Source organism: Paucibacter sp. KCTC 42545 (assembly GCF_001477625.1).
Taxonomy (GTDB): Bacteria; Pseudomonadota; Gammaproteobacteria; order Burkholderiales; family Burkholderiaceae_C; genus Paucibacter_A.
In genome coordinates this window covers 4,366,375-4,383,814 of the sequence record NZ_CP013692.1, presented here as the reverse complement: position 1 = coordinate 4,383,814, position 17,440 = coordinate 4,366,375, and the positions used below count along the sequence as shown (strand labels likewise).

The following is a 17,440-nucleotide window of genomic DNA, read 5'->3' as shown; positions in this document are numbered from 1 at the left end:
GATGCTTTGAGCCCGTTTCGGTAGTGTGCGTGCAGGGCTTGAGTCGGGGTGGCCCTTAGAGGCTGCAGCCAAGCCGGGTTCCCTGCAAAATTGCACGCTTTGCGTCTAATTCGCCAGCCTCCAGCGCGCCGCCAATCAGATGCACGCGGGCGCCTGCCGCACGCAGGGGACTTTCGAGCTCACGCAAGGGTTCTTGGCCCGCGCACAGCACGATGCTGTCCACCTCAATCAATTGGGTGTCGGCGCGCTTTTCGCCGTAGCTGACCCACAGGCCCTCGGCCGTGATGGCTTCGTAATTGACACCGGCCACCATCTCCACCTGCTTCATCTTCAAAGCCGCGCGGTGGATCCAGCCGGTGGTCTTGCCCAGGCCCGCGCCCATCTTGCCGGCCTTGCGTTGCAGCAAGGTGATCTGGCGCGCCGGTGGTGCGGGTTGTGGGCGGGTCAGGCCGGCGCGCTGCTCCTGCGGATCCACCACGCCCCATTCACGCCGCCAGGCGGGCGCATCCATGCTGAGTGACTGGCCGGCATGCTCGGCCAGGAACTCGGCCACATCGAAGCCGATGCCGCCAGCGCCCACGATGGCAACCCGGCGGCCGACCTGGGCCTTACCGGTCAGCACGTCGATATAACTGTGCACCTTGGCGGCCAGCGCGGGGTCGTCCTGACCCTTGATGCGGGGGTCGCGCGGCGTCACGCCGGTGGCGAGGATGACTTCGTCAAAACCCAGCAACTCTTCGGCTTTGACGCGGCGCTTCAAATGCAGCTGCACGCCGGTGACCTGAATGCGGCGGGCAAAGTAGCGCAGGGTTTCGCTGAACTCTTCCTTGCCGGGGATGCGCCGGGCCAGATTGAACTGGCCGCCGATCTCGGCCGCGCCATCAAACAAATGCACCTCATGGCCGCGTTCGGCCAGAGTAGTGGCCGCCGCCAGGCCGGCCGGGCCGGCGCCGACCACGGCAATGTTCTTGCGATGCTGATGGCGGGCGGCGTCGAGCGGCAGGACTTGAATCTCCTGCTCGTAAGCGGCACGCGGGTTGACCAGGCAAGTGGAAATCTTCTGCGCGAAGGTGTGGTCCAGGCAGGCCTGGTTGCAGGCGATGCAGGTATTGATTTCGTCGGCGCGGTTCTGGCGCGCTTTCTTAACGAACTCCGGGTCGGCCAGGAAGGGTCGCGCCATGCTGACCATATCGGCACTGCCCTCGGCCAGCACGTTCTCTGCCACCTCGGGCGCGTTGATGCGGTTGCTGGTGATCAGCGGGGTGGTGATGCCTTCAGCGCGCAGCTGATCACGCAGCTTCTTGGTCACCCAGGCAAAACCAGCGCGCGGCACCGAGGTGGCGATGGTGGGAATGCGCGCCTCATGCCAGCCGATGCCGCTATTGATGATGGTGGCGCCAGCCTTGACCACGCCGCGCGCCAGTTCCACCACCTCGTCCCAGCTGCTGCCATTGGGGATCAGGTCCAGCATGGAGAGGCGGTAGATGATGATGAAGTCTGGCCCCACCGCTTCGCGCATGCGGGTCAGAATCTCGATCACGATGCGCATGCGGTTGGCGTAGCTGCCGCCCCACTCGTCAGTGCGCTGATTGGTATGCGTGACCAGGAACTGGTTCAGGAAGTAGCCTTCCGAGCCCATCACCTCCACGCCGTCGTAACCGGCATCCCTGGCCAGCTTGGCGCAGCGGATGAAGGCGCGGATCTGCCGCTCAATGCCACGCGCCGAGAGTTCACGCGGGGTGAAAGGCGAGATCGGTGACTGGATGCGCGAAGGCGCCACGCAAAAAGGCTGATAGCCGTAACGCCCGGTGTGCAGGATCTGCAGCGCAATCTTGCCGCCCTCGGCATGCACGGCCTGGGTGATGACTTGATGCCGCCGCGCCGCGCCACTGGTGGCCAGGGTGCCGGCGAAAGGCTTGGCCCAGCCTTCGATATTGGGGGCATAGCCGCCGGTGACGATCAGGCCGACTTCGCCACGCGCACGCTCGGCGAAATAGACCGCCATGCGCTCGAAATGCTTGCGCCCATCCTCCAGGCCGGTGTGCATGCTGCCCATCAGCACACGATTTTTCAGGGTGGTGAAACCGAGGTCCAGGGGGCTGAGCAGATGGGGATAGTTCATGTCTTTGGGCGGGTGAGCGGCGGTGCGGGCCATGCTAGCAGCGCCGCTCCGGAATGATTTAGAGCCGCCTCCTGTAATATGAAGGCTTGTGAGGTGTCAACTTCAGGTGTCTTCACATGAGCGAAACATTGGCCACACGCCCTGGCAACAGGGACCGAGCCCAATCGCGCAACACCATTCAACGGAGCTTTTCAATGCGATTCAAACCCTGGGCGCTTGGCCTGACCTTAGCCGGCGCCGCCCTTCTCTCCGCTTGCGGTGGTGGTGGCAGCAGCAGCAGTACCAATGTCCGATTGCTGAATGCCAGCGTCTCTTATTCGGCGCTGGACCTTTCCGTGAACAGCAAGAGCCTCAACGCCAAGGTCGCCTACGGCGGCGTGGGCGCCTATGGCAGCGTTGACACCGGCTCCACCGCATCGCAAGTGCTGGACAGCAGCAACGGCAGCGCCGTGGTTTCGCTGACCCCCACGCTGGCGGGCAATAGCAACTACACCATCATTGCCTACGGCTGGGCCGGCGCTGTGCGCACCACCTTGCTGCAGGAAACCGAACCCAACCCGGATGCCAACAAGGCCAAGCTGCTCTTGTTGAACCTGGCCGCCGATGCCGGCGCCCTGGACCTCTACGTCACCGCTGCCAACGGCACCGGCCCGCTGACCAGCTCCACGCCCATCGCCACCAACATCATTGGCGGCAGCGGCTACAACCTGCTCAATAGCGGCGCCTTCCGCCTGACCCTGACCGGCACCGGCAAGCCCAACGACATCCGCCTGGACCTGCCCAGCGTGACGCTGGACTCGGCCACCGTGCAGACCCTGATCGCCACCTCCACCACCGGCGGCAAGCTGGTCAATGGCATCGTGCTCAAGCAGCAAGGCAGCACCGCCAACTACCTGACCACGTCTGCACGTGCTCGCGTGGTGAACGGCGTGGCTTCGGCCTCCGCACCCGTCAATGGCGTGGCCTCGTCGGCCGGCACCTCGGTCAGCGCTACGCTGAACAGCCAGCCCCTGTTGACCCAATCGCTGGCCCCAGTGGTTGGCCAATACGTGACGACCAAGGCCGGTGCATCGACCCTGGCCGTGACGCTCAACGGCGTGCCCGTGACCGTGGCTGCCCCGACCCTGACCGCCGGTGGCGACTACACCTTGCTGGTGTCGGGCACGGTGGCTGCGCCGGTGGTGTCGGTGATTTCCGATGACAACCGCCTGCCCTCCACGGCCGGTTACACCAAGGTGCGCCTGATGAACGGTGTCTCGACCGCCGCCGGTGCCAGCATGCAAGTGGACTTCGCCAGCGTGGCCAGCAATGTGCTGCCCGGCTTTGCCTCCACACCGCAGCTGCTGACCAGCTTGGCGACCGGTTCGCGCGTCAACGTCGCTCTGCCCACGGCCAACCCGCCGCTGCAGACACTGACCGGCGTGAACTTCACCGCCAATGCCGTGTTCACCGTCTTCGTGCTGGGTGACTCTGTCGTGCCTTACACGGTGCAGATCAACCGCGACGACCTCGTGCCGGCGCAATAAGTCTTGCTTCTCTGAAGCCAGCAAGGCCACCTTCGGGTGGCCTTTTTTGTGCGCGCACCATGCTGCAAGACGGGCCAGAGGGGCCAGAAATGACTGAAAACAAAGCGCAAGAATCCCGCCACGCCCTGCTGGTCGGCCTGCTGGTCGTACTGGCCTGGGGCCTGAACTTTCCGCTGCAAAAAGCACTGCTCACGGCGCTCGGGCCGCAGGGCTTTTTGTTCCTGCGCTTTGCCTTGATGCCGCTGCTGGTGACGGGCCTGATGTTGCAGCGCTACGGCCGGCACTGGCCGCGTGTGTCACGCGCCGACGCCTGGGCGCTGGCTCGTTTGGGCCTGCTGGGCCAGGGCTTGCACCTGGCGCTGTCCAGCTACGGCATTGACTGGTCGACGCCGTTTTCCAGCTCGGTGATGCTGGCTTGCGGGCCGGTGTTCACGCTGCTGATCCTGCGCGCCTTCGGGCTGGAGCATCTGCAGCGCGCCCAGGTGCTGGGCATCGCGGTGGCGGCCTGCGGGGCTCTGTTGTTCATGTCGGACAAGCTGCTGGCCGCCAACTGGCGTGCCAGTGGCGGCGACCTGATCTTGCTGCTGGCGGCGGCCATGTTTTCCTACTACTCGGTGGCCGCCAAACCGCTGATCCAGCGCCACGGCGCGGTGCCGGTGATGGCCTATGCCAGCCTGGCCGCCGCCCTGCCACTGCTGATCTACAGCTGGCCGGGCGCCCGGCAAACCGCTTGGGCCGAGGTGCCGGCCTGGCTTTGGCTGGGCGCGGCTTGGGCGGTGGTGGGGATTGGTTTTCTGAGCTGGCTGGCCTGGGGCTGGGTCAATGCCCAGCGCGGCGTGGCCCGCAGCGCACCGCTGATCTACCTGATGCCGGCCTTTGCGGGCCTGGCGGCCTGGCTGGCCGGCGGCGAATCTTTCACCTGGCCCAAGTTGCTGGGAGCCGCCATCACCTTGGGCGGCGTCGCGCTGGCGCAGTTCAGCAACAACAGCGGCGGCAGCAACAAGGCAAGCGCCCAGATCGACAGCCAACCACCGATCGATTGAACGCGCCAAAGCGGGCGCCCTTCGCCCCTTGCGCAGATGGATATGCACTTTGCGCCTAAGGCAAGGGCCCGGCTTGGCCCCACAATGTCAGCCCAGGCGCCAGGCAAAATCTGGTGACCCTTGCCAGGCTCGGCGGCTAGAACCTAGCCGCTGGTACCCACTGCAACGCCACCTCACTGATGACCATGACGCTCAACAAGCCCTTGTCCTCCCTCTCGCGCGCCAGCTGCCTGGCCTTGGCTGCGCTGTTTGGCGCCGCCGCCCTGCCCGCGCATGCCACCCTGACGCAAGCGCCCGGCGTGGCCTGGGCCGAAGCCGGCGCGGATGCCGACATCGAGCGCGCCTTTGCCCAAGCCCGCGGCGACAACAAGCCGCTGCTGCTGTACTGGGGTGCCAAGTGGTGCCCACCTTGCAATCAGCTCAAGGCCACGCTGTTCAACCGCCAAGACTTCATCGAGCAAAGCCGCGCCTTCGTGGCCGTGCACATCGACGGTGACTCGCCCGGCGCCCAAAAGCTCGGCACCCGTTTCAAGGTGCGCGGCTACCCGACGATGATTTTGTTCAGTGCCGATGGCCAGGAACTGACCCGCCTGCCCGGCGAGATTGACGCCCCGCAGGTGCTCAAGGTGATGCAGCTGGGCCTGGCCGGTGGCCGGCCGGTGAAGACGGTGCTGGCCGACGCCCGCGCCGGCAAAAAGCTCAGCGTCAACGAGTGGCGCTTGCTGGGCTTTTACTCCTGGGAAACCGACCAGGGTCAGCTCTTGCCTGCCGCCGAAGTGACGCCTCTGCTGGCCCAATTGGCCACCCAAGCCCAGGCGGTGGACCCGGAAACGGCCACCCGCTTGTGGCTCAAGTCACTGTCCGCCAATGATGACGGCAAGAACGAGCTGAAGGACCAAACGGCGCAACGCGCCCGCCTGGCCAAGGTCTTGGCCAGCCCCGCCGAGTCGCGTGCGCTGGCCGATGTGCTGAGCAATGGCGCGGCCGACATCGTCAAGTCGCTGAGCCCGCAAGCCGGCGCTGAGCGCACCACGCTGCTGGGCCAGTTTGACAGCAGCCTGAAACGCTTCGAAGCCGACACCAGCCTGTCCCGCGCCGACCGCCTGCAAGCCCTGCAAGCCCGCGTTGACCTGGCCCGCTTGGATCTGCCCAAAACCGAGCTCTATCCCAAGCTGAACGCCGGCCTGGTGAAGGATGTGAAGGAACAAGCCGCCCGCGCTGACCGCGAAATCAGCGACGGTTACGAGCGCCAGGCCGTCATCAGCTCCGCCGCCCATCTGCTGGGCCAAGCCGGCCAGTGGCAGGACAGCGACGCCTTGCTCAAGGCCGGCCTGGCCAAGAGCCATTCGCCCTACTACCTGATGAGCGGCCTGGCCAGCAATGCCAAGAAGCTGGGCAAAAAGGACGAAGCGCTGCGCTGGTCTGAAGAGGCCTTCAACAAAAGCGAAGGCCCGGCCACGCGCTTGCAATGGGGCGCCAACTACGTCAGCACCCTGATTGAGCTGAACCCGCAAGACAGCGCCCGCATCGAGAAAACTGCCGCCCAGCTGTTCAGCGAAGCCGCCCAGGACAAGGGCGCCTTCTACGAGCGCAGCGCGCGTTCACTGCAAAAAGTGGGCACCAGCCTGACGCAGTGGAATGCCAAGGGCCAGTACGAGCCCTCGCTCAAGCGCTTGCGCAGCCAGCTCGACGGCATCTGCCCCAAGGTGGACGCCGCCGACAAGCAGCGCGCCACCTGTGAGGCGCTGCTGACGGCCAAGAAGGGCTGAGGCCCGAGGAAGGCCCAAGGGCTGATCAGGTGGGCCAGTGCCCGCCTGATTCGACCCCCTTTGTTTACTTGATCAGGCCTTCGGCCTTCATCGCCTCGACCACCGCGGGGCGGGCGGCCACGCGGGCGCGCAAGGCCACCAGATTCGGCAGGCCAGCGACTTCCACGCCGACATACTGGCCCCAGTTGCTGACCACGAACAGATAAGCGTCGGCCACGCTGAACTCATCGCCCATCAGGTACTGCTTGCCTTCCAGCTGCGCGTTCACCCAAGCCAGCTTGCTGGCCAGCTGCGTGCGCGCCAGGGCCTTGTGCTCTTCGCCGGTAGCCGGGTTGAACAGGGGCGAAAAGCCCTTGTGCAGCTCGGAGGTGATGAAGTTGAGCCACTCCTGCAGGCGATAGCGCTCCCAGCTGCCATTGGCCGGCGCCAGCTTGGCGGCGGGGGCCTGATCGGCGATGTATTGCACGATGGCCGGGCCTTCGGTCAGGCGCTCGCCATTGTCCAACTCCAGCACAGGCACCGAGCCCTTGGAGTTGATGGCATAGAAGTCGCTGCCGTCGGCCAGCTTCTTGGTCTTGGTGCTGGCCAGCACCAATTCAAAGGGCAGGCCCGCTTCACGCAGAGCGATATGGGGAGACAGGGAGCAGGCGCCGGGGCTGTAATAGAGCTTCATAGATTCCATTCCTGGGGATCAAAGGAGCGCCGACGATACGCCCAAATGCGCGCCCCTGCCGAAGCGAAGCCCTTTCACGTTACGGCTATATTCGGGCCATGCCGACCTATGCCTTTGAAGACTTCACGCCCGGACGCGTTTTTGAGTTCGGTGGCCGCATCGTCGACCGCGAGGAGGGCCTGCGCTTCGCCGCCGCCTACGACCCGCAGCCTCTGCATCTGGACGAGGCCGCGGCCGACGCGTCGGTGCTGGGGGGCTTATCGGTCAGCGGCTGGCACACCTGCGCCATGGTGATGCGCATGATGTGCGACGCCTACCTACTCGACTCCACCTCCCAAGGCTCACCCGGCATCGACAACCTGCGCTGGTTGAAGCCGGTGCGCCCCGGTGACACCTTGCATGTGCGCATGACCGTGCAAGAGGCACGCCCCAGCAATAGCCGCCCGCAAATCGGCCTGGTGCGCAGCCTCTGGGCTGTGTTCAATCAGCACGATGAGCAGGTGCTGAGCATGGAAGGCTGGGGGATGTTCGGGCGACGCGCTGGCGCGGCAGCTTGAGTCGTCGCAGGGCGGCTCACGTTGCTTTGCTTTGCTGCGCTCCATTCGGGCGGTCTGCCACGCAACAACCCGATCAATCAGTTGGTGACAGCCTTGCCGCTGGTATCGCGGCAAGTCCTTCGGCAGCCGAGCCAAGCCTTCCGGCTTGGCTGTGCGGCCTCAGAGCTACTCACTTCGCTTCGCTCCGTTCGGGCGGTCTGTCACGCAAGTCCTAAGATTCTTCCGGGACAAAAATCCACAGCAGCAGATAGACCAGCACGCCGCTGCCGGCGCAGATGGTCAGCAAGCTGAACATCAGCCGCCACAGCCAGGTCGGTGTGGCCGTGAGTTGCGCCAAGCCACCGCACACGCCGCCCAGCCAGCGGTCGTCGCGGCTGCGCTTGAACTCGTTGATGGCCGGCATGCCATTGCTCGCGAAATAGTCAGAACCTGCCGAGGCGCCCGCAGTGCCGCCTGAGCCACCGCCCAGCACCCGCTCTTTGGCGCGCGCATATTCCTCGGCCGACAAAGTGCCACGGTCGTGCAGTTCGGCCAATTTGGCCAGCTCGTCGCTGATGGACATGGAAACAACCCTCCGATTGATTTTGATGGCGCTAGCCTAAAGCTTTCAGCCGCCTCCGACCAGCCCATGCGACAGACTGCCGCTTGGCCGGCGCGAACGGTCAGCGCCGGCCCATTCATCCGGGCCCAGGGCCATTCATCCGCGCAATTGCCCATTGAACGCCTATGCCTTGTAGGCCCGAGCAGCGTGCCCATAATCCGCCCCATCCCAAGCTGGAGTGGAGAACAAGCAGATGAATGGCATGAAAAGACTAGCCCGCCAACGCGGCCGGCAGCACTGGACGAGCGGCCTGCTGAGCCTGACGATGGCAGCAGCCGCCGCGCAGGCGGCCACAGCCAGCCCCGCCACCACCGCCGAACGCGCGACGACCCAAGCCTGCCGCGTCGAGGGCGTGCCCAACGAATTGCAATGCGGCAGCATCAAGCGCCCGCTGGACCCCAGCAAGCCGCAGGGCACGCAGATCGACATCCACTTCCTGGTGGTGCCGGCCATGGCCCGCAACAAGCAGCCCGACCCGGTGCTGATGCTGGCCGGCGGCCCCGGCCAAAGCGCCATCAGCGTGGCGCCCATGGTGCTGCCCCGCCTGGCCCGCATGAACAATCGGCGCGATCTGGTGTTCATCGACCAACGCGGCACCGGCAAGTCCGCCCCCTTGCAATGCGCCGATGCCAGCAAGCTGCCCCTGGCCGAAGCCCTGGACCGAGCCGCCATGCTCAAACGCCTGGAACAATGCAGGATTGAGTTGAGCCAGCTGCCACACGGTGATTTGACCCAGTACAGCAGCAGCATCGCCGTGCAGGACTTCGAGGCCGTGCGCCAGGCCCTCGGCGCGCCGCAGTGGAACCTGATCGGTGGCTCCTACGGCACCCGCGCGGCGCTGGAGTATCAGCGCCAGTTCCCGGCCCAGGTGCGGCGCACGGTGCTCGATGGCGTGGCCCCGCCGGACATGATCTTGCCGGCCAGCTTCTCTGTTGACGGCCAGGCCGCGCTCGACGCCATGCTGGACTTCTGCGCCAAGGACAAAAGCTGCGCGCAGCAATTCCCCCAGCTGCGCCAGGAATGGCAAGGCCTGCTGCAAAGCCTGCCGCGCAGCATCAGCGTCAAGCACCCGCTGACCGGTCAGGCCGAGCGCTTCACGCTCGAACGCGCCCAGCTGCTGCAAGCGGTGCGCACGCCGCTCTATGCACCGGCCTTGGCCGCTGCCCTGCCCGCCGCCATTCACGCCGCGCACTTGGGCCAGTTCGAGGGCTTGCTGGGTTTGAGCGGCAGCCTCGGTTCGGCCAAGAGCATGAAGCTGGCCGAAGGCATGCACTTCTCGGTGGTGTGCGCCGAAGATGTGCCGCGCCTGGCCCAAGCCAGTGACAAGCCCGGCGCCGATTTCGGCCTGAACGACGCCCAGCTCTACACCCAGGTGTGCAAGAACTGGCCGCGTGCGACTGTGCCGCCGGCCTTCTACAGCATGCCGCCAGCGCAGTCACCGGTCTTGCTGCTCAGCGGCGGCGCCGACCCCGCCACCCCGCCCCGCCACGGTGAACGCGCGGCCAAGGCCCTGGGTGCCAAGGCCCAGCACATCGTCGTGCCCGAGGCTGGCCACGGCGTGATGGGCCTGGGCTGCATGCGCGAGCTGCTGTTCCGCTTCATCGACGCCAAAACCGACAGCGCCGCCCTGCCCCAGGACGCCAGCTGCGCCATCAAGATTCCACGCCCACCTGCCTTCCTGCCCGTTCAGCCGCAGCAGCAACAACAGGCAGCCGCCACCGCCAAGGAAGCCTCATGATCGAGATCGAAAACGTCAGCAAACAGTTCGTTGCCCCCGGTGGCTCGGGTCGCGGCGGCAAGCAAGGCCTGCTCGTGGGCCTAGGTCTGAAGCGCGTGCCCAAGCAGATCGTGCATGCGGTCAGCAATGTGACGGTGATCGCGCCCAGCGGCCTCATCACCGGTTTGCTGGGTGCCAACGGCGCCGGCAAGACCACCACCTTGCGCATGCTCGGTGGCCTATTCCAACCCGACAGCGGGCGCATCACGGTGGACGGCATCGCCGTGGCCAGCCAGCCGCGCGAAGCGCTGGCCCGCATGGGCATTCTGGGCGACGCCCACGGCCTCTACCCGCGCCTGACGGCGCGCGAGAACATCATCTACTTCGGCCGCCTGCAAGGCATGGAGGAAGACGCTGCCAGCGCCCGTGCCGCTGAACTGGCGCGTTTGCTCGACATGACGCACATTCTGGATCGCCGCGCCGAGGGCTTCAGCCAGGGCGAGCGCATGAAGACCGCGCTGGCCCGCGCCCTGGTGCATGACCCCGCCAACATCGTGCTGGACGAGCCCACCAATGGCCTCGATGTGCTGGCCACCCGTTCGCTGCGCGAGGCGCTGCGGCATCTGCGCTCCGCCGCTGGCGGCAACAAGACCATCATTTTTTCGACCCACATCATGCAAGAGGTGGAACAGCTGTGCGAGCACGTGGTGGTGGTGGCCAAGGGCCGCAGCGTGGCCGAGGGCTCGGTGCCCGAGCTGCTGGACTTGGCGGGTGAGCGCCGCTTCGAAGACGCGTTCGTGAAACTGGCTTTTGGCAATTCTGAAGAGGTGGCCGCATGAGGACCGAGGACAAGAACACCCCCAACAAACCGGCCAGCGGCCTCTGGCGCAACTTCCGCGTCGTGTTCTTCAAAGAGGTGATCGACGCCTTGCGCGACCGCCGCACCCTGCTGCGCCTGATGGTGCCCGCCGTGCTGATGGGGCCGCTGATGCTGCTGGCAATTTCGGGCCTGATCTCCTCGCTGGAAACCCGTGCCGACAAGCGCGAGATTCTGGTGGCCGGCATGGAGCACGCCCCCACCCTGCGCAACTACATCGAACGCCAGACCTACACCATCAAGGAAGCACCCAAAGACTACGAGGCCGGCTTGCGCGCCAACACCTTGCTGGAGCCGGTGCTGGTGATCGGCAAGGATTTTGAGCAAGACTTGCTGCACGGCGAGCAACCCACGGTGGAGCTGGTGAGCGACAGCGCCAACCAGCGCGCCGGCGCGGGCATGGCGCCGATCCAGCGCCTGCTCAGCGGCTTCAACCGCGAACGCGCCTCGCTCAATCTGGCCCTGCGCGGCGTCTCCACCGAGCTGCTGCAGCCGCTGCTGGTGGAGGAACGTGACCTGGCCAGCACCCAGGCGCGCGCCGCGCGCATCACCGGCATGATCCCCATGTTCATCATCATGGCGGTCTTGTACGGCGCGCTAACGTCCGCCCTCGACAGCACCGCGGGTGAGCGCGAACGCGGCTCGCTGGAGCCACTGCTGATGAACCCGGTGCAGCAGTTCGCCCTGGTGCTGGGCAAATGGGGCGCGGTGGCCTGTTTGGGTCTGGCGGTGGCCATGCTGGCCAACCTCAGCTTTTTGCCGGCGCAGTGGCTCTTGGGCAATGACAGCCTGCAAGCCATGTTCCAGTTCGGCAGCTACGAGGTGCTGGTGTTCTTCTTGCTGCAGCTGCCGCTGGCGGCGGGCATTGGCGCCTTGCTGATGGCCATGGCGATTCGCACCAAGAGCTTCAAGGAGGCGCAGGCCAGCAGCACCCTGGTGATCACCTTGGTGGCGCTGGCACCCATGGTCAGCCTGCTCAACCCGGGCGGTGACGCGCCCTGGTATCTGTGGGTGCCGGGCCTGTCGCAGAACACCTTGATGATGCTGGTGCTCAAGGGCGAGGCACTGACCGCCGCCCAGGTGCTGCCCGGCGTGCTGGTGGGCTTGTTGCTCACGGTGACCAGCCTGATCTTTGTGGCGCGCTCGATGCGCGGCGCGGTAGCCAAGTAGCACTCGGCCCAACACTGAGAAGGGCGCGTGCCGCCCCTTTTCGGTCAGTGCGGACCCGGCGCTAGGCTAGCGCCGCACCGGCTTGGGGCCAGGTACGGGAATGCTGGCCATTGTCGTGAGCCAAGGCTCATGCACATAATGGCCCGGCATCTGCCGCGCAAACAGATGCCGGTCAAATTTACGCTCGGGCCAGGCCTTGCTAGCCGCCCCTGGCGCCCAGGATCAGAGTGCGCACCGAGCTTCGGGAGGCTTGCATGTTCTTGTCCAGTACTTGCTCGCAGCTTGACGCATTTATGCGCAGAGCTTCAGGCTGCGCGGCGCGCCTTGCGACAGGCCACCGGCCACCGCGGCCCCACTTGCACTGAACGGCCGGGCTCCGGCAAGCAACAATGGCTGAGAACCTGGCACTGAGCAGACTTTGGCCTCGGCATTTCAAACATCGGCTGATGTTGCTGATGTCGGTCTTGCTGGTCTTGGCCACCGCCATTCAAGGCGCCATCACCGCGCAACGGCAAAGCAATCAGGCCCTGCAGGACAAGCGCGAACAGGCCGCCATGCTGGCCCATAGTTTGGCGGTGGCCACGGCGGAATTGCTGCGCAGCGACAGAGGCTATATCGAGCTGCAAGCCTTGATTCAAAGCTATGCCAGCTTTGACAGTGTGGGCGCCTTGAGCATTCTGGGCCTCAAAGGTCAGGTGATGGCGCAGCTGCACCGAACGCCCAATGCCACCCAGGCGACCGAGAGCAAAAGCAATGGCGCCGGCATGGTGCTGCCGACCCAGCCGCTGTTCAGCGCCAAGCTCGCCGACGATGGCAAGCACCTCGAGATCTGGCAACCGGTGATGGCCGGGCGCCATTTGGGCTGGGTCAAGCTGGACTATGACTTGCAATCCCTGCGGGAAGTTCAGGCCCAGGTCTGGCGCGAGACTTTGGCAGTGGCTGCGTTGCTGGTGGTCTTGTGCATGATGCTGCTGCACGCCCTGCTGAAGCGGCCGATGCGCGCGCTGGAGAAGGCCCGCCGCTTCGCCAGTGAGCTGGCCGATGCCAGCGGCCAGACCGAACCCGTTGAGGCCGGGCCGATTGAGTTTGTGGAACTGGGCCGAGCCCTCAACGAGGCCTCGGTCTTGCTGCTCCAGCAGATGATCGTGCTGAAAGACAGCATGCAGCGCCAGCAAACCCACAAGGCGCAGATGGAGGCGCAGAACGAGCAACTGAGCGCCATCTTCGCGCTCAGCCGCGACGGCCTGCTCACCTTTGATCAGCACGGCCAGGTGCAATTCGCCAACCGCGCTTTTCTTGACTTGACCGGCTTGCAAGCCGAGGAGCTGCTGGGCCAGACCGACACGCATCTGGAAGCCCTGCTGCTGGCACGCGCCCAGGATGCCGAGGAGTTCGCCGGCCTGGCCGCCTGCTTCGCGCCGCCAGACCCACTCAATGCTCAGAAGCAAGCCCGCCAGACCAGCCTGAGCTTGATCGGCGACCGCCCGCGCGTCTTGGCGCTGAGTGGCCAGCACAGCCAATCGGCCAGGGTCAGCCGGGTCTTGTTCGTGTGTGACGTGACCCGCCAGCATGAGCTGGACCGCATGAAGTCAGAGTTCCTGGCCTTGGCTGCGCATGAGTTGCGCACGCCGATGACCAGCATTTTTGGCTACGTCGAGCTGATGCTGGAGCGCGAGATGAGCGAGGCCAAACGTCAATCCATGCTGGCGCGCATCTACCGGCAATGCCAGTTGATGATCAATATCCTCAACGAACTGCTGGACCTGGCCCGCATCGAGGCGCGCGGTGCCAGCGACTTCAAGTTCGAAACCCTGGACCTGGCGACGGTGGTGGCCGAAACGCTCAACGATTTCAAACCCCCGCAAGGCCGCGAGCCGCCCCAGCTGGAAGCGCGCGATGCCGGGCACCCGCCGATGCTGGTGTGCATCGACCGTCAGAAGATGCAGCAGATTCTGCTGGGCACCTTATCGAACGCCTACAAATACTCGCCCGAGGGCGGGCTGGTGACGGTGCGCTTGCTGCAAGCGCAGCGGCCAGCCTCCACCGGCAAGCGCATTGCCAACGGAATCCGGCTCGGCAATGGCAGTGATGCCAGTAATGCAGCTGTAGGCCCGGAAGGCCGGCCGCATTTCGGCGTGCAGATCGAGGACCGTGGCATTGGCCTCTCAGCCGAAAACCTGGCGCGCATGGGCGAGCGCTTTTTCCGTGTCGACACCTCCGGCCACATCCCCGGCACCGGCCTGGGCGTCAGCATCGCCCGCGAATTGCTGGATTTGATGGGCGGCCATATGCAGATCGAGAGCGAACTCGGCCGCGGCACTCGGGTGACGCTATGGATCAAGTGTTGAGGCTTGCGCGCTCAAACGCATCGGTGACGTGCCGTTCAGCTGAATCCCAAAGTCTCGCGCTGCGGTTCAGCCTCAGTGCAGCCCCGACAAGGCCCGCTGCACCTCATGCTGCCAAGGCAAGGCATGGACGATCTCGTTGAGCTGGCGCGCTGATTCAAACGGCGCCAGCACCTCGCCGGCCGGCGTCAAGAACTGCACATTGGTGATCAAAGCCATCGGGTCGACCATGGCCACCACCCCTTCCGACATGCTGACCCAATCCCAGGCCACACCGGCCCGCGAGCTACCGTCGTCACCTTGCCACAGGGTTTGCCCGAGAGCTGGGCGATTGGCGTCGCCGGCAACCAACACTTGAGTGCTCAAATGCGCGAACTGTAGTTGATGCACATGCAATACCTTACACAAAACTCGTGGCCACGCGTACACAATCCAAGCTGGGGTCATAAGAACAATTCTGAAAATTGAGGCAGGGAACAAAGCTCAAGCGCTCACGCTTGGAATATGACAAGTGTGATGACACTTGTCGTAATTCGATAGCTGTAAACCTTGTCAGGGAACAACGGCACTTTCGTTCGATGCATCACGAACGATCCGCCTAAATTTGGACGAATGCGATGCTGCAGGGGGGTTACCAATCGGTACTCGAGGCCCAATCCCGCGACCAGTTCCGCAGCGAAATCATTCGCTTTGCGCAGGGTCTGGGTTTTGCGACGGTGTCAGCCACGGTGGTGGTCGACCATACCCTGGGCGTTTCCGACTTTGAAACGGTGGACAACACACCGGACTCCTACTCCACCCACTTCCAAGATCGCGACACTTGGCGGCGTTGCCCAGTCACTCAGCATTGCAAACGCCAAAGCGTCCCCATCATCTGGAATCAGACTACTTACGCGTCCTGCGGTCAGGCTGATCTCTGGGAAGAACAGGCACAGTTTGGCTACAGGACCGGCATCGCTCTCGCCCTCCACATGCCAGAAGGTCGGCATTTCATGTTTGGCATGGATCGGAGCGATCCGCTGCCGAGCAACGCTGTCGAGCTGACTCGGCTGGTCGCCGACTTACAACTATTTGCCGTTTACGCGCAAGAAGCGGCTTGGCGGGTAGTCTTGCCAAAATCCCAAGGTGCTTTATCGCCCAAAATGCACCTCACGCCTCGCGAGCTTGAAGCTTTGCGTTGGACGATGGACGGAAAGACCGCCTGGGAAGTCGGCACCATCCTCAGTATTTCGGAAAGAACAGCGGTTCTTCACATCAGCAATGCGATGCGAAAACTCGACTGCACGACCAAACACCAGGCGGTGCTGAAAGCACTGCGTTTCGGTCTGATCAGATAGAGCACACTTTTCCCCGATTAATGCCAAGCCAGTCACGCTGACAAGTGTCAGAGTTGACAGTTACCTCACTTGCATCGGTCTGTTGAAATTCAACTCATGCACTCAACAGAGTGAGTTCAACAAACGGATGCCCACATGAACACCCAAGACCAAACCCCTGTCGCAACAATCTCGAACACCGATGTTGGCCCAGTGGAAATCAGCCTTGATTTGCTGCAACAGGTTTCTGGCGGCACCCCACGCGGCGGCTGGATTGTCGAACCCACCACCGTGCTGGCCATTGAAGCCGAAGCACCGACACCGCGCGGCGGCTGGTAAGCAGCCACCCCCAGCCGATACCGCAAGCGCGGTATCCCAACACAACAGCGGAGTTCGCTTTTTCTAGGTCCGCATGCTTTTCAGACCCGAAGCCCTGGCTGGCCAAGAACAAAAAGGCTGGCTGGGTCAGGTGCAAGTCCTGCCACCGCTGTCGCTCCAACTGCTCACCGCTGCGGCCGTGGGCAGTTTGTTCTTGGTCGGCGTGTTTTTAAGCACGGCCGAATACACCCGCAAGGCGCGGGTCAGCGGCTATTTGGTGCCCGACCGCGGCGTCTTGCGCATCAATGCGCCGCAAACTGCCACCGTGCTGAGCCGGCTGGTGAGCGAAGGTCAGCAGGTCAAGCAAGGGGATGTGCTGTTTGTGCTGGCCCTGGACAGCGCCAGCCAGGCGCCGGAAGACATCGCCAAAAACCTCAGCGCCCGCCAGCAAAGCCTGGGGCAGACGGCCGAACAGCAACAGCGCTTGCTGGAAACCCAGCAAAGCGCCCTGGCGCAGCGGCGCCTGGGCTTGCAGCGCGAGTTGCGCCAGTTGCAGGACGAGCGCGCCCTGCATGCCGAACGCCTGAGCCTGGCCGCCGAGGCGCTGGCTCGGCTGGAGGCCTTGAAGAACGATCAATTCATCTCCACCGCCCAAGTGCAAAGCAAGCGCGAGGAATTGCTGGGCCTGCGCGCCCAAGCCCAAGCCTTGGAGCGCCAACGCGAAGCGCTGCAGCGTGATCTGGAAGCGGTAGATGCCCAAGCACGAGAGTTGCCGCTGCGCAGCCAGGTGCTGCAGGGCGAGATCAGCCGTGACCTCGCCGCCTTGCAGCAGCAGGGGCTGGAAACGGAAGGCCGGCGCCGCTTGGTGCTGCGCGCGCCCAGCGACGGCGTTGTGTCCACCTTGCAGGCCGAGCCGGGCCAAAGCGTCAGCAGCGCGGCGCCGCTGGCCAGCTTGCTGCCGGCGCAAACGCAGATGCTGGCGCAGCTGTTCGCGCCCTCCAGCGCGGTCGGTTTTGTGCGTGCGCAGCAGGCGGTGCAGCTGCGCTATCAAGCTTTTCCCTATCAAAAATTCGGTCAGCAAAGTGGCAGCGTGCTGCAGGTCTCACGCACACCGCTGAGCCCGGCCGAGCTGGCCGGCTTGAACCTGCCCGCCGCGCTGAGCCAAGGCCCGGGCAGCGAGCCGCTGTACCGCATCACCGTCAAGCTGGACCGGCAAACCGTGTCGGCTTACGGCCAGGCCCAGCCCTTGGCCGCCGGCATGCAGCTGGATGCCGATGTGATGCTGGAACGGCGCCGCCTGATCGAGTGGATTTTTGAGCCCATCTTGAGCCTTGCCCAACGTGTCTGAAGCATCCTCGTCCTCACATCGCCTTCTTGAACGCCTGAGCCTGGGCTGGCGCGGCCGC

At 64.5% G+C, this 17,440-nt stretch carries 15 protein-coding genes; 11 read left to right on the top strand and 4 right to left on the bottom strand.

Annotated features, from left to right (window positions below):
* Window positions 1-55: 55 nt before the first annotated feature.
* Entirely contained in the window at window positions 56-2,122 is a 2,067-nt protein-coding gene (locus AT984_RS18715; protein WP_156422246.1) for an NADPH-dependent 2,4-dienoyl-CoA reductase, read from the bottom strand.
* 194 nt (window positions 2,123-2,316) lie between these two features.
* Here AT984_RS18715 and AT984_RS18710 point away from each other — a divergent pair, with 194 nt between their 5' ends.
* The 3 genes from AT984_RS18710 to AT984_RS18700 all read left to right on the top strand — a co-directional run bounded on the left by AT984_RS18710 (window position 2,317) and on the right by AT984_RS18700 (window position 6,460).
* On the top strand, window positions 2,317-3,648 hold the full coding sequence (locus AT984_RS18710; RefSeq protein WP_058721397.1) for a DUF4397 domain-containing protein: 1,332 nt from the start codon (window positions 2,317-2,319) through the stop codon (window positions 3,646-3,648).
* 89 nt (window positions 3,649-3,737) lie between these two features.
* Window positions 3,738-4,691 carry a DMT family transporter gene (locus AT984_RS18705; RefSeq protein WP_082680172.1) on the top strand — a complete coding sequence of 318 codons (954 nt, stop codon included), beginning with the start codon at window positions 3,738-3,740 and terminating at the stop codon, window positions 4,689-4,691.
* A gap of 185 nt (window positions 4,692-4,876) precedes the next feature.
* Window positions 4,877-6,460, top strand: coding sequence for a thioredoxin family protein (locus AT984_RS18700; protein ID WP_058722458.1), 1,584 nt, complete (start codon window positions 4,877-4,879; stop codon window positions 6,458-6,460).
* A gap of 64 nt (window positions 6,461-6,524) precedes the next feature.
* Here AT984_RS18700 and gstA read toward each other — a convergent pair whose 3' ends face one another.
* A complete protein-coding gene (gene gstA, locus AT984_RS18695) occupies window positions 6,525-7,133 on the bottom strand; it encodes a glutathione transferase GstA (RefSeq protein WP_058721396.1) in 609 nt (202 codons plus the stop codon).
* Window positions 7,134-7,231: 98 nt separating this feature from the next.
* Here gstA and AT984_RS18690 point away from each other — a divergent pair, with 98 nt between their 5' ends.
* On the top strand, window positions 7,232-7,690 hold the full coding sequence (locus tag AT984_RS18690) for a MaoC family dehydratase (protein ID WP_058721395.1): 459 nt from the start codon (window positions 7,232-7,234) through the stop codon (window positions 7,688-7,690).
* Between the two features lie 211 nt (window positions 7,691-7,901).
* Here the strand turns inward: AT984_RS18690 and AT984_RS18685 are convergent, their stop codons facing one another.
* Window positions 7,902-8,252: a PspC domain-containing protein gene (locus tag AT984_RS18685; protein ID WP_058721394.1), complete on the bottom strand. Its 351-nt coding sequence runs from the start codon at window positions 8,250-8,252 to the stop codon at window positions 7,902-7,904.
* A 241-nt stretch (window positions 8,253-8,493) separates the two neighbouring features.
* On the opposite strand from AT984_RS18685, the gene AT984_RS18680 reads away from it, so the two are divergent.
* From AT984_RS18680 to AT984_RS18665, 4 genes are all read left to right on the top strand, one after another.
* Window positions 8,494-10,029, top strand: coding sequence for an alpha/beta hydrolase (locus AT984_RS18680; RefSeq protein WP_082680377.1), 1,536 nt, complete (start codon window positions 8,494-8,496; stop codon window positions 10,027-10,029).
* Entirely contained in the window at window positions 10,026-10,847 is an 822-nt protein-coding gene (locus tag AT984_RS18675) for an ABC transporter ATP-binding protein (protein ID WP_058721393.1), read from the top strand. Before AT984_RS18680 ends, AT984_RS18675 begins: the two co-directional genes overlap by 4 nt.
* Window positions 10,844-12,055, top strand: a complete 1,212-nt coding sequence (locus tag AT984_RS18670) for an ABC transporter permease (protein WP_058721392.1) — start codon at window positions 10,844-10,846, stop codon at window positions 12,053-12,055. The genes AT984_RS18675 and AT984_RS18670 overlap by 4 nt, the downstream gene beginning before the upstream one ends.
* A gap of 446 nt (window positions 12,056-12,501) precedes the next feature.
* Entirely contained in the window at window positions 12,502-14,403 is a 1,902-nt protein-coding gene (locus tag AT984_RS18665) for a sensor histidine kinase (protein WP_058721391.1), read from the top strand.
* Window positions 14,404-14,475: 72 nt separating this feature from the next.
* On the opposite strand, the gene AT984_RS18660 is transcribed toward AT984_RS18665, so the two are convergent.
* Complete coding sequence (locus AT984_RS18660; RefSeq protein ID WP_058721390.1) at window positions 14,476-14,766, bottom strand: hypothetical protein; 291 nt, start codon at window positions 14,764-14,766, stop codon at window positions 14,476-14,478.
* 251 nt (window positions 14,767-15,017) lie between these two features.
* Between AT984_RS18660 and AT984_RS18655 the strand changes: the two genes are divergently transcribed.
* From AT984_RS18655 to AT984_RS18645, 3 genes are all read left to right on the top strand, one after another.
* Window positions 15,018-15,737 (top strand): helix-turn-helix transcriptional regulator, encoded by a 720-nt coding sequence (locus tag AT984_RS18655; RefSeq protein WP_058721389.1) that lies wholly within the window; start codon window positions 15,018-15,020, stop codon window positions 15,735-15,737.
* Window positions 15,738-15,872: 135 nt separating this feature from the next.
* Window positions 15,873-16,055 (top strand): hypothetical protein, encoded by a 183-nt coding sequence (locus tag AT984_RS18650; protein WP_058721388.1) that lies wholly within the window; start codon window positions 15,873-15,875, stop codon window positions 16,053-16,055.
* A gap of 73 nt (window positions 16,056-16,128) precedes the next feature.
* Window positions 16,129-17,382, top strand: a complete 1,254-nt coding sequence (locus AT984_RS18645) for an HlyD family secretion protein (protein WP_058721387.1) — start codon at window positions 16,129-16,131, stop codon at window positions 17,380-17,382.
* The last annotated feature ends 58 nt before the right edge of the window (window positions 17,383-17,440 follow it).

What these genes read in the sequence shown, in the direction of transcription:
- AT984_RS18715 (WP_156422246.1), bottom strand. Translation starts at nt 2,122, where the DNA reads ATGAACTATCCCCATCTGCTCAGCCCCCTGGACCTCGGTTTCACCACC.
- AT984_RS18710 (WP_058721397.1), top strand. Translation starts at nt 2,317, where the DNA reads ATGCGATTCAAACCCTGGGCGCTTGGCCTGACCTTAGCCGGCGCCGCC.
- AT984_RS18705 (WP_082680172.1), top strand. Translation starts at nt 3,738, where the DNA reads ATGACTGAAAACAAAGCGCAAGAATCCCGCCACGCCCTGCTGGTCGGC.
- AT984_RS18700 (WP_058722458.1), top strand. Translation starts at nt 4,877, where the DNA reads ATGACGCTCAACAAGCCCTTGTCCTCCCTCTCGCGCGCCAGCTGCCTG.
- gstA (WP_058721396.1), bottom strand. Translation starts at nt 7,133, where the DNA reads ATGAAGCTCTATTACAGCCCCGGCGCCTGCTCCCTGTCTCCCCATATC.
- AT984_RS18690 (WP_058721395.1), top strand. Translation starts at nt 7,232, where the DNA reads ATGCCGACCTATGCCTTTGAAGACTTCACGCCCGGACGCGTTTTTGAG.
- AT984_RS18685 (WP_058721394.1), bottom strand. Translation starts at nt 8,252, where the DNA reads ATGTCCATCAGCGACGAGCTGGCCAAATTGGCCGAACTGCACGACCGT.
- AT984_RS18680 (WP_082680377.1), top strand. Translation starts at nt 8,494, where the DNA reads ATGAAAAGACTAGCCCGCCAACGCGGCCGGCAGCACTGGACGAGCGGC.
- AT984_RS18675 (WP_058721393.1), top strand. Translation starts at nt 10,026, where the DNA reads ATGATCGAGATCGAAAACGTCAGCAAACAGTTCGTTGCCCCCGGTGGC.
- AT984_RS18670 (WP_058721392.1), top strand. Translation starts at nt 10,844, where the DNA reads ATGAGGACCGAGGACAAGAACACCCCCAACAAACCGGCCAGCGGCCTC.
- AT984_RS18665 (WP_058721391.1), top strand. Translation starts at nt 12,502, where the DNA reads ATGTTGCTGATGTCGGTCTTGCTGGTCTTGGCCACCGCCATTCAAGGC.
- AT984_RS18655 (WP_058721389.1), top strand. Translation starts at nt 15,018, where the DNA reads ATGCTGCAGGGGGGTTACCAATCGGTACTCGAGGCCCAATCCCGCGAC.
- AT984_RS18650 (WP_058721388.1), top strand. Translation starts at nt 15,873, where the DNA reads ATGAACACCCAAGACCAAACCCCTGTCGCAACAATCTCGAACACCGAT.
- AT984_RS18645 (WP_058721387.1), top strand. Translation starts at nt 16,129, where the DNA reads ATGCTTTTCAGACCCGAAGCCCTGGCTGGCCAAGAACAAAAAGGCTGG.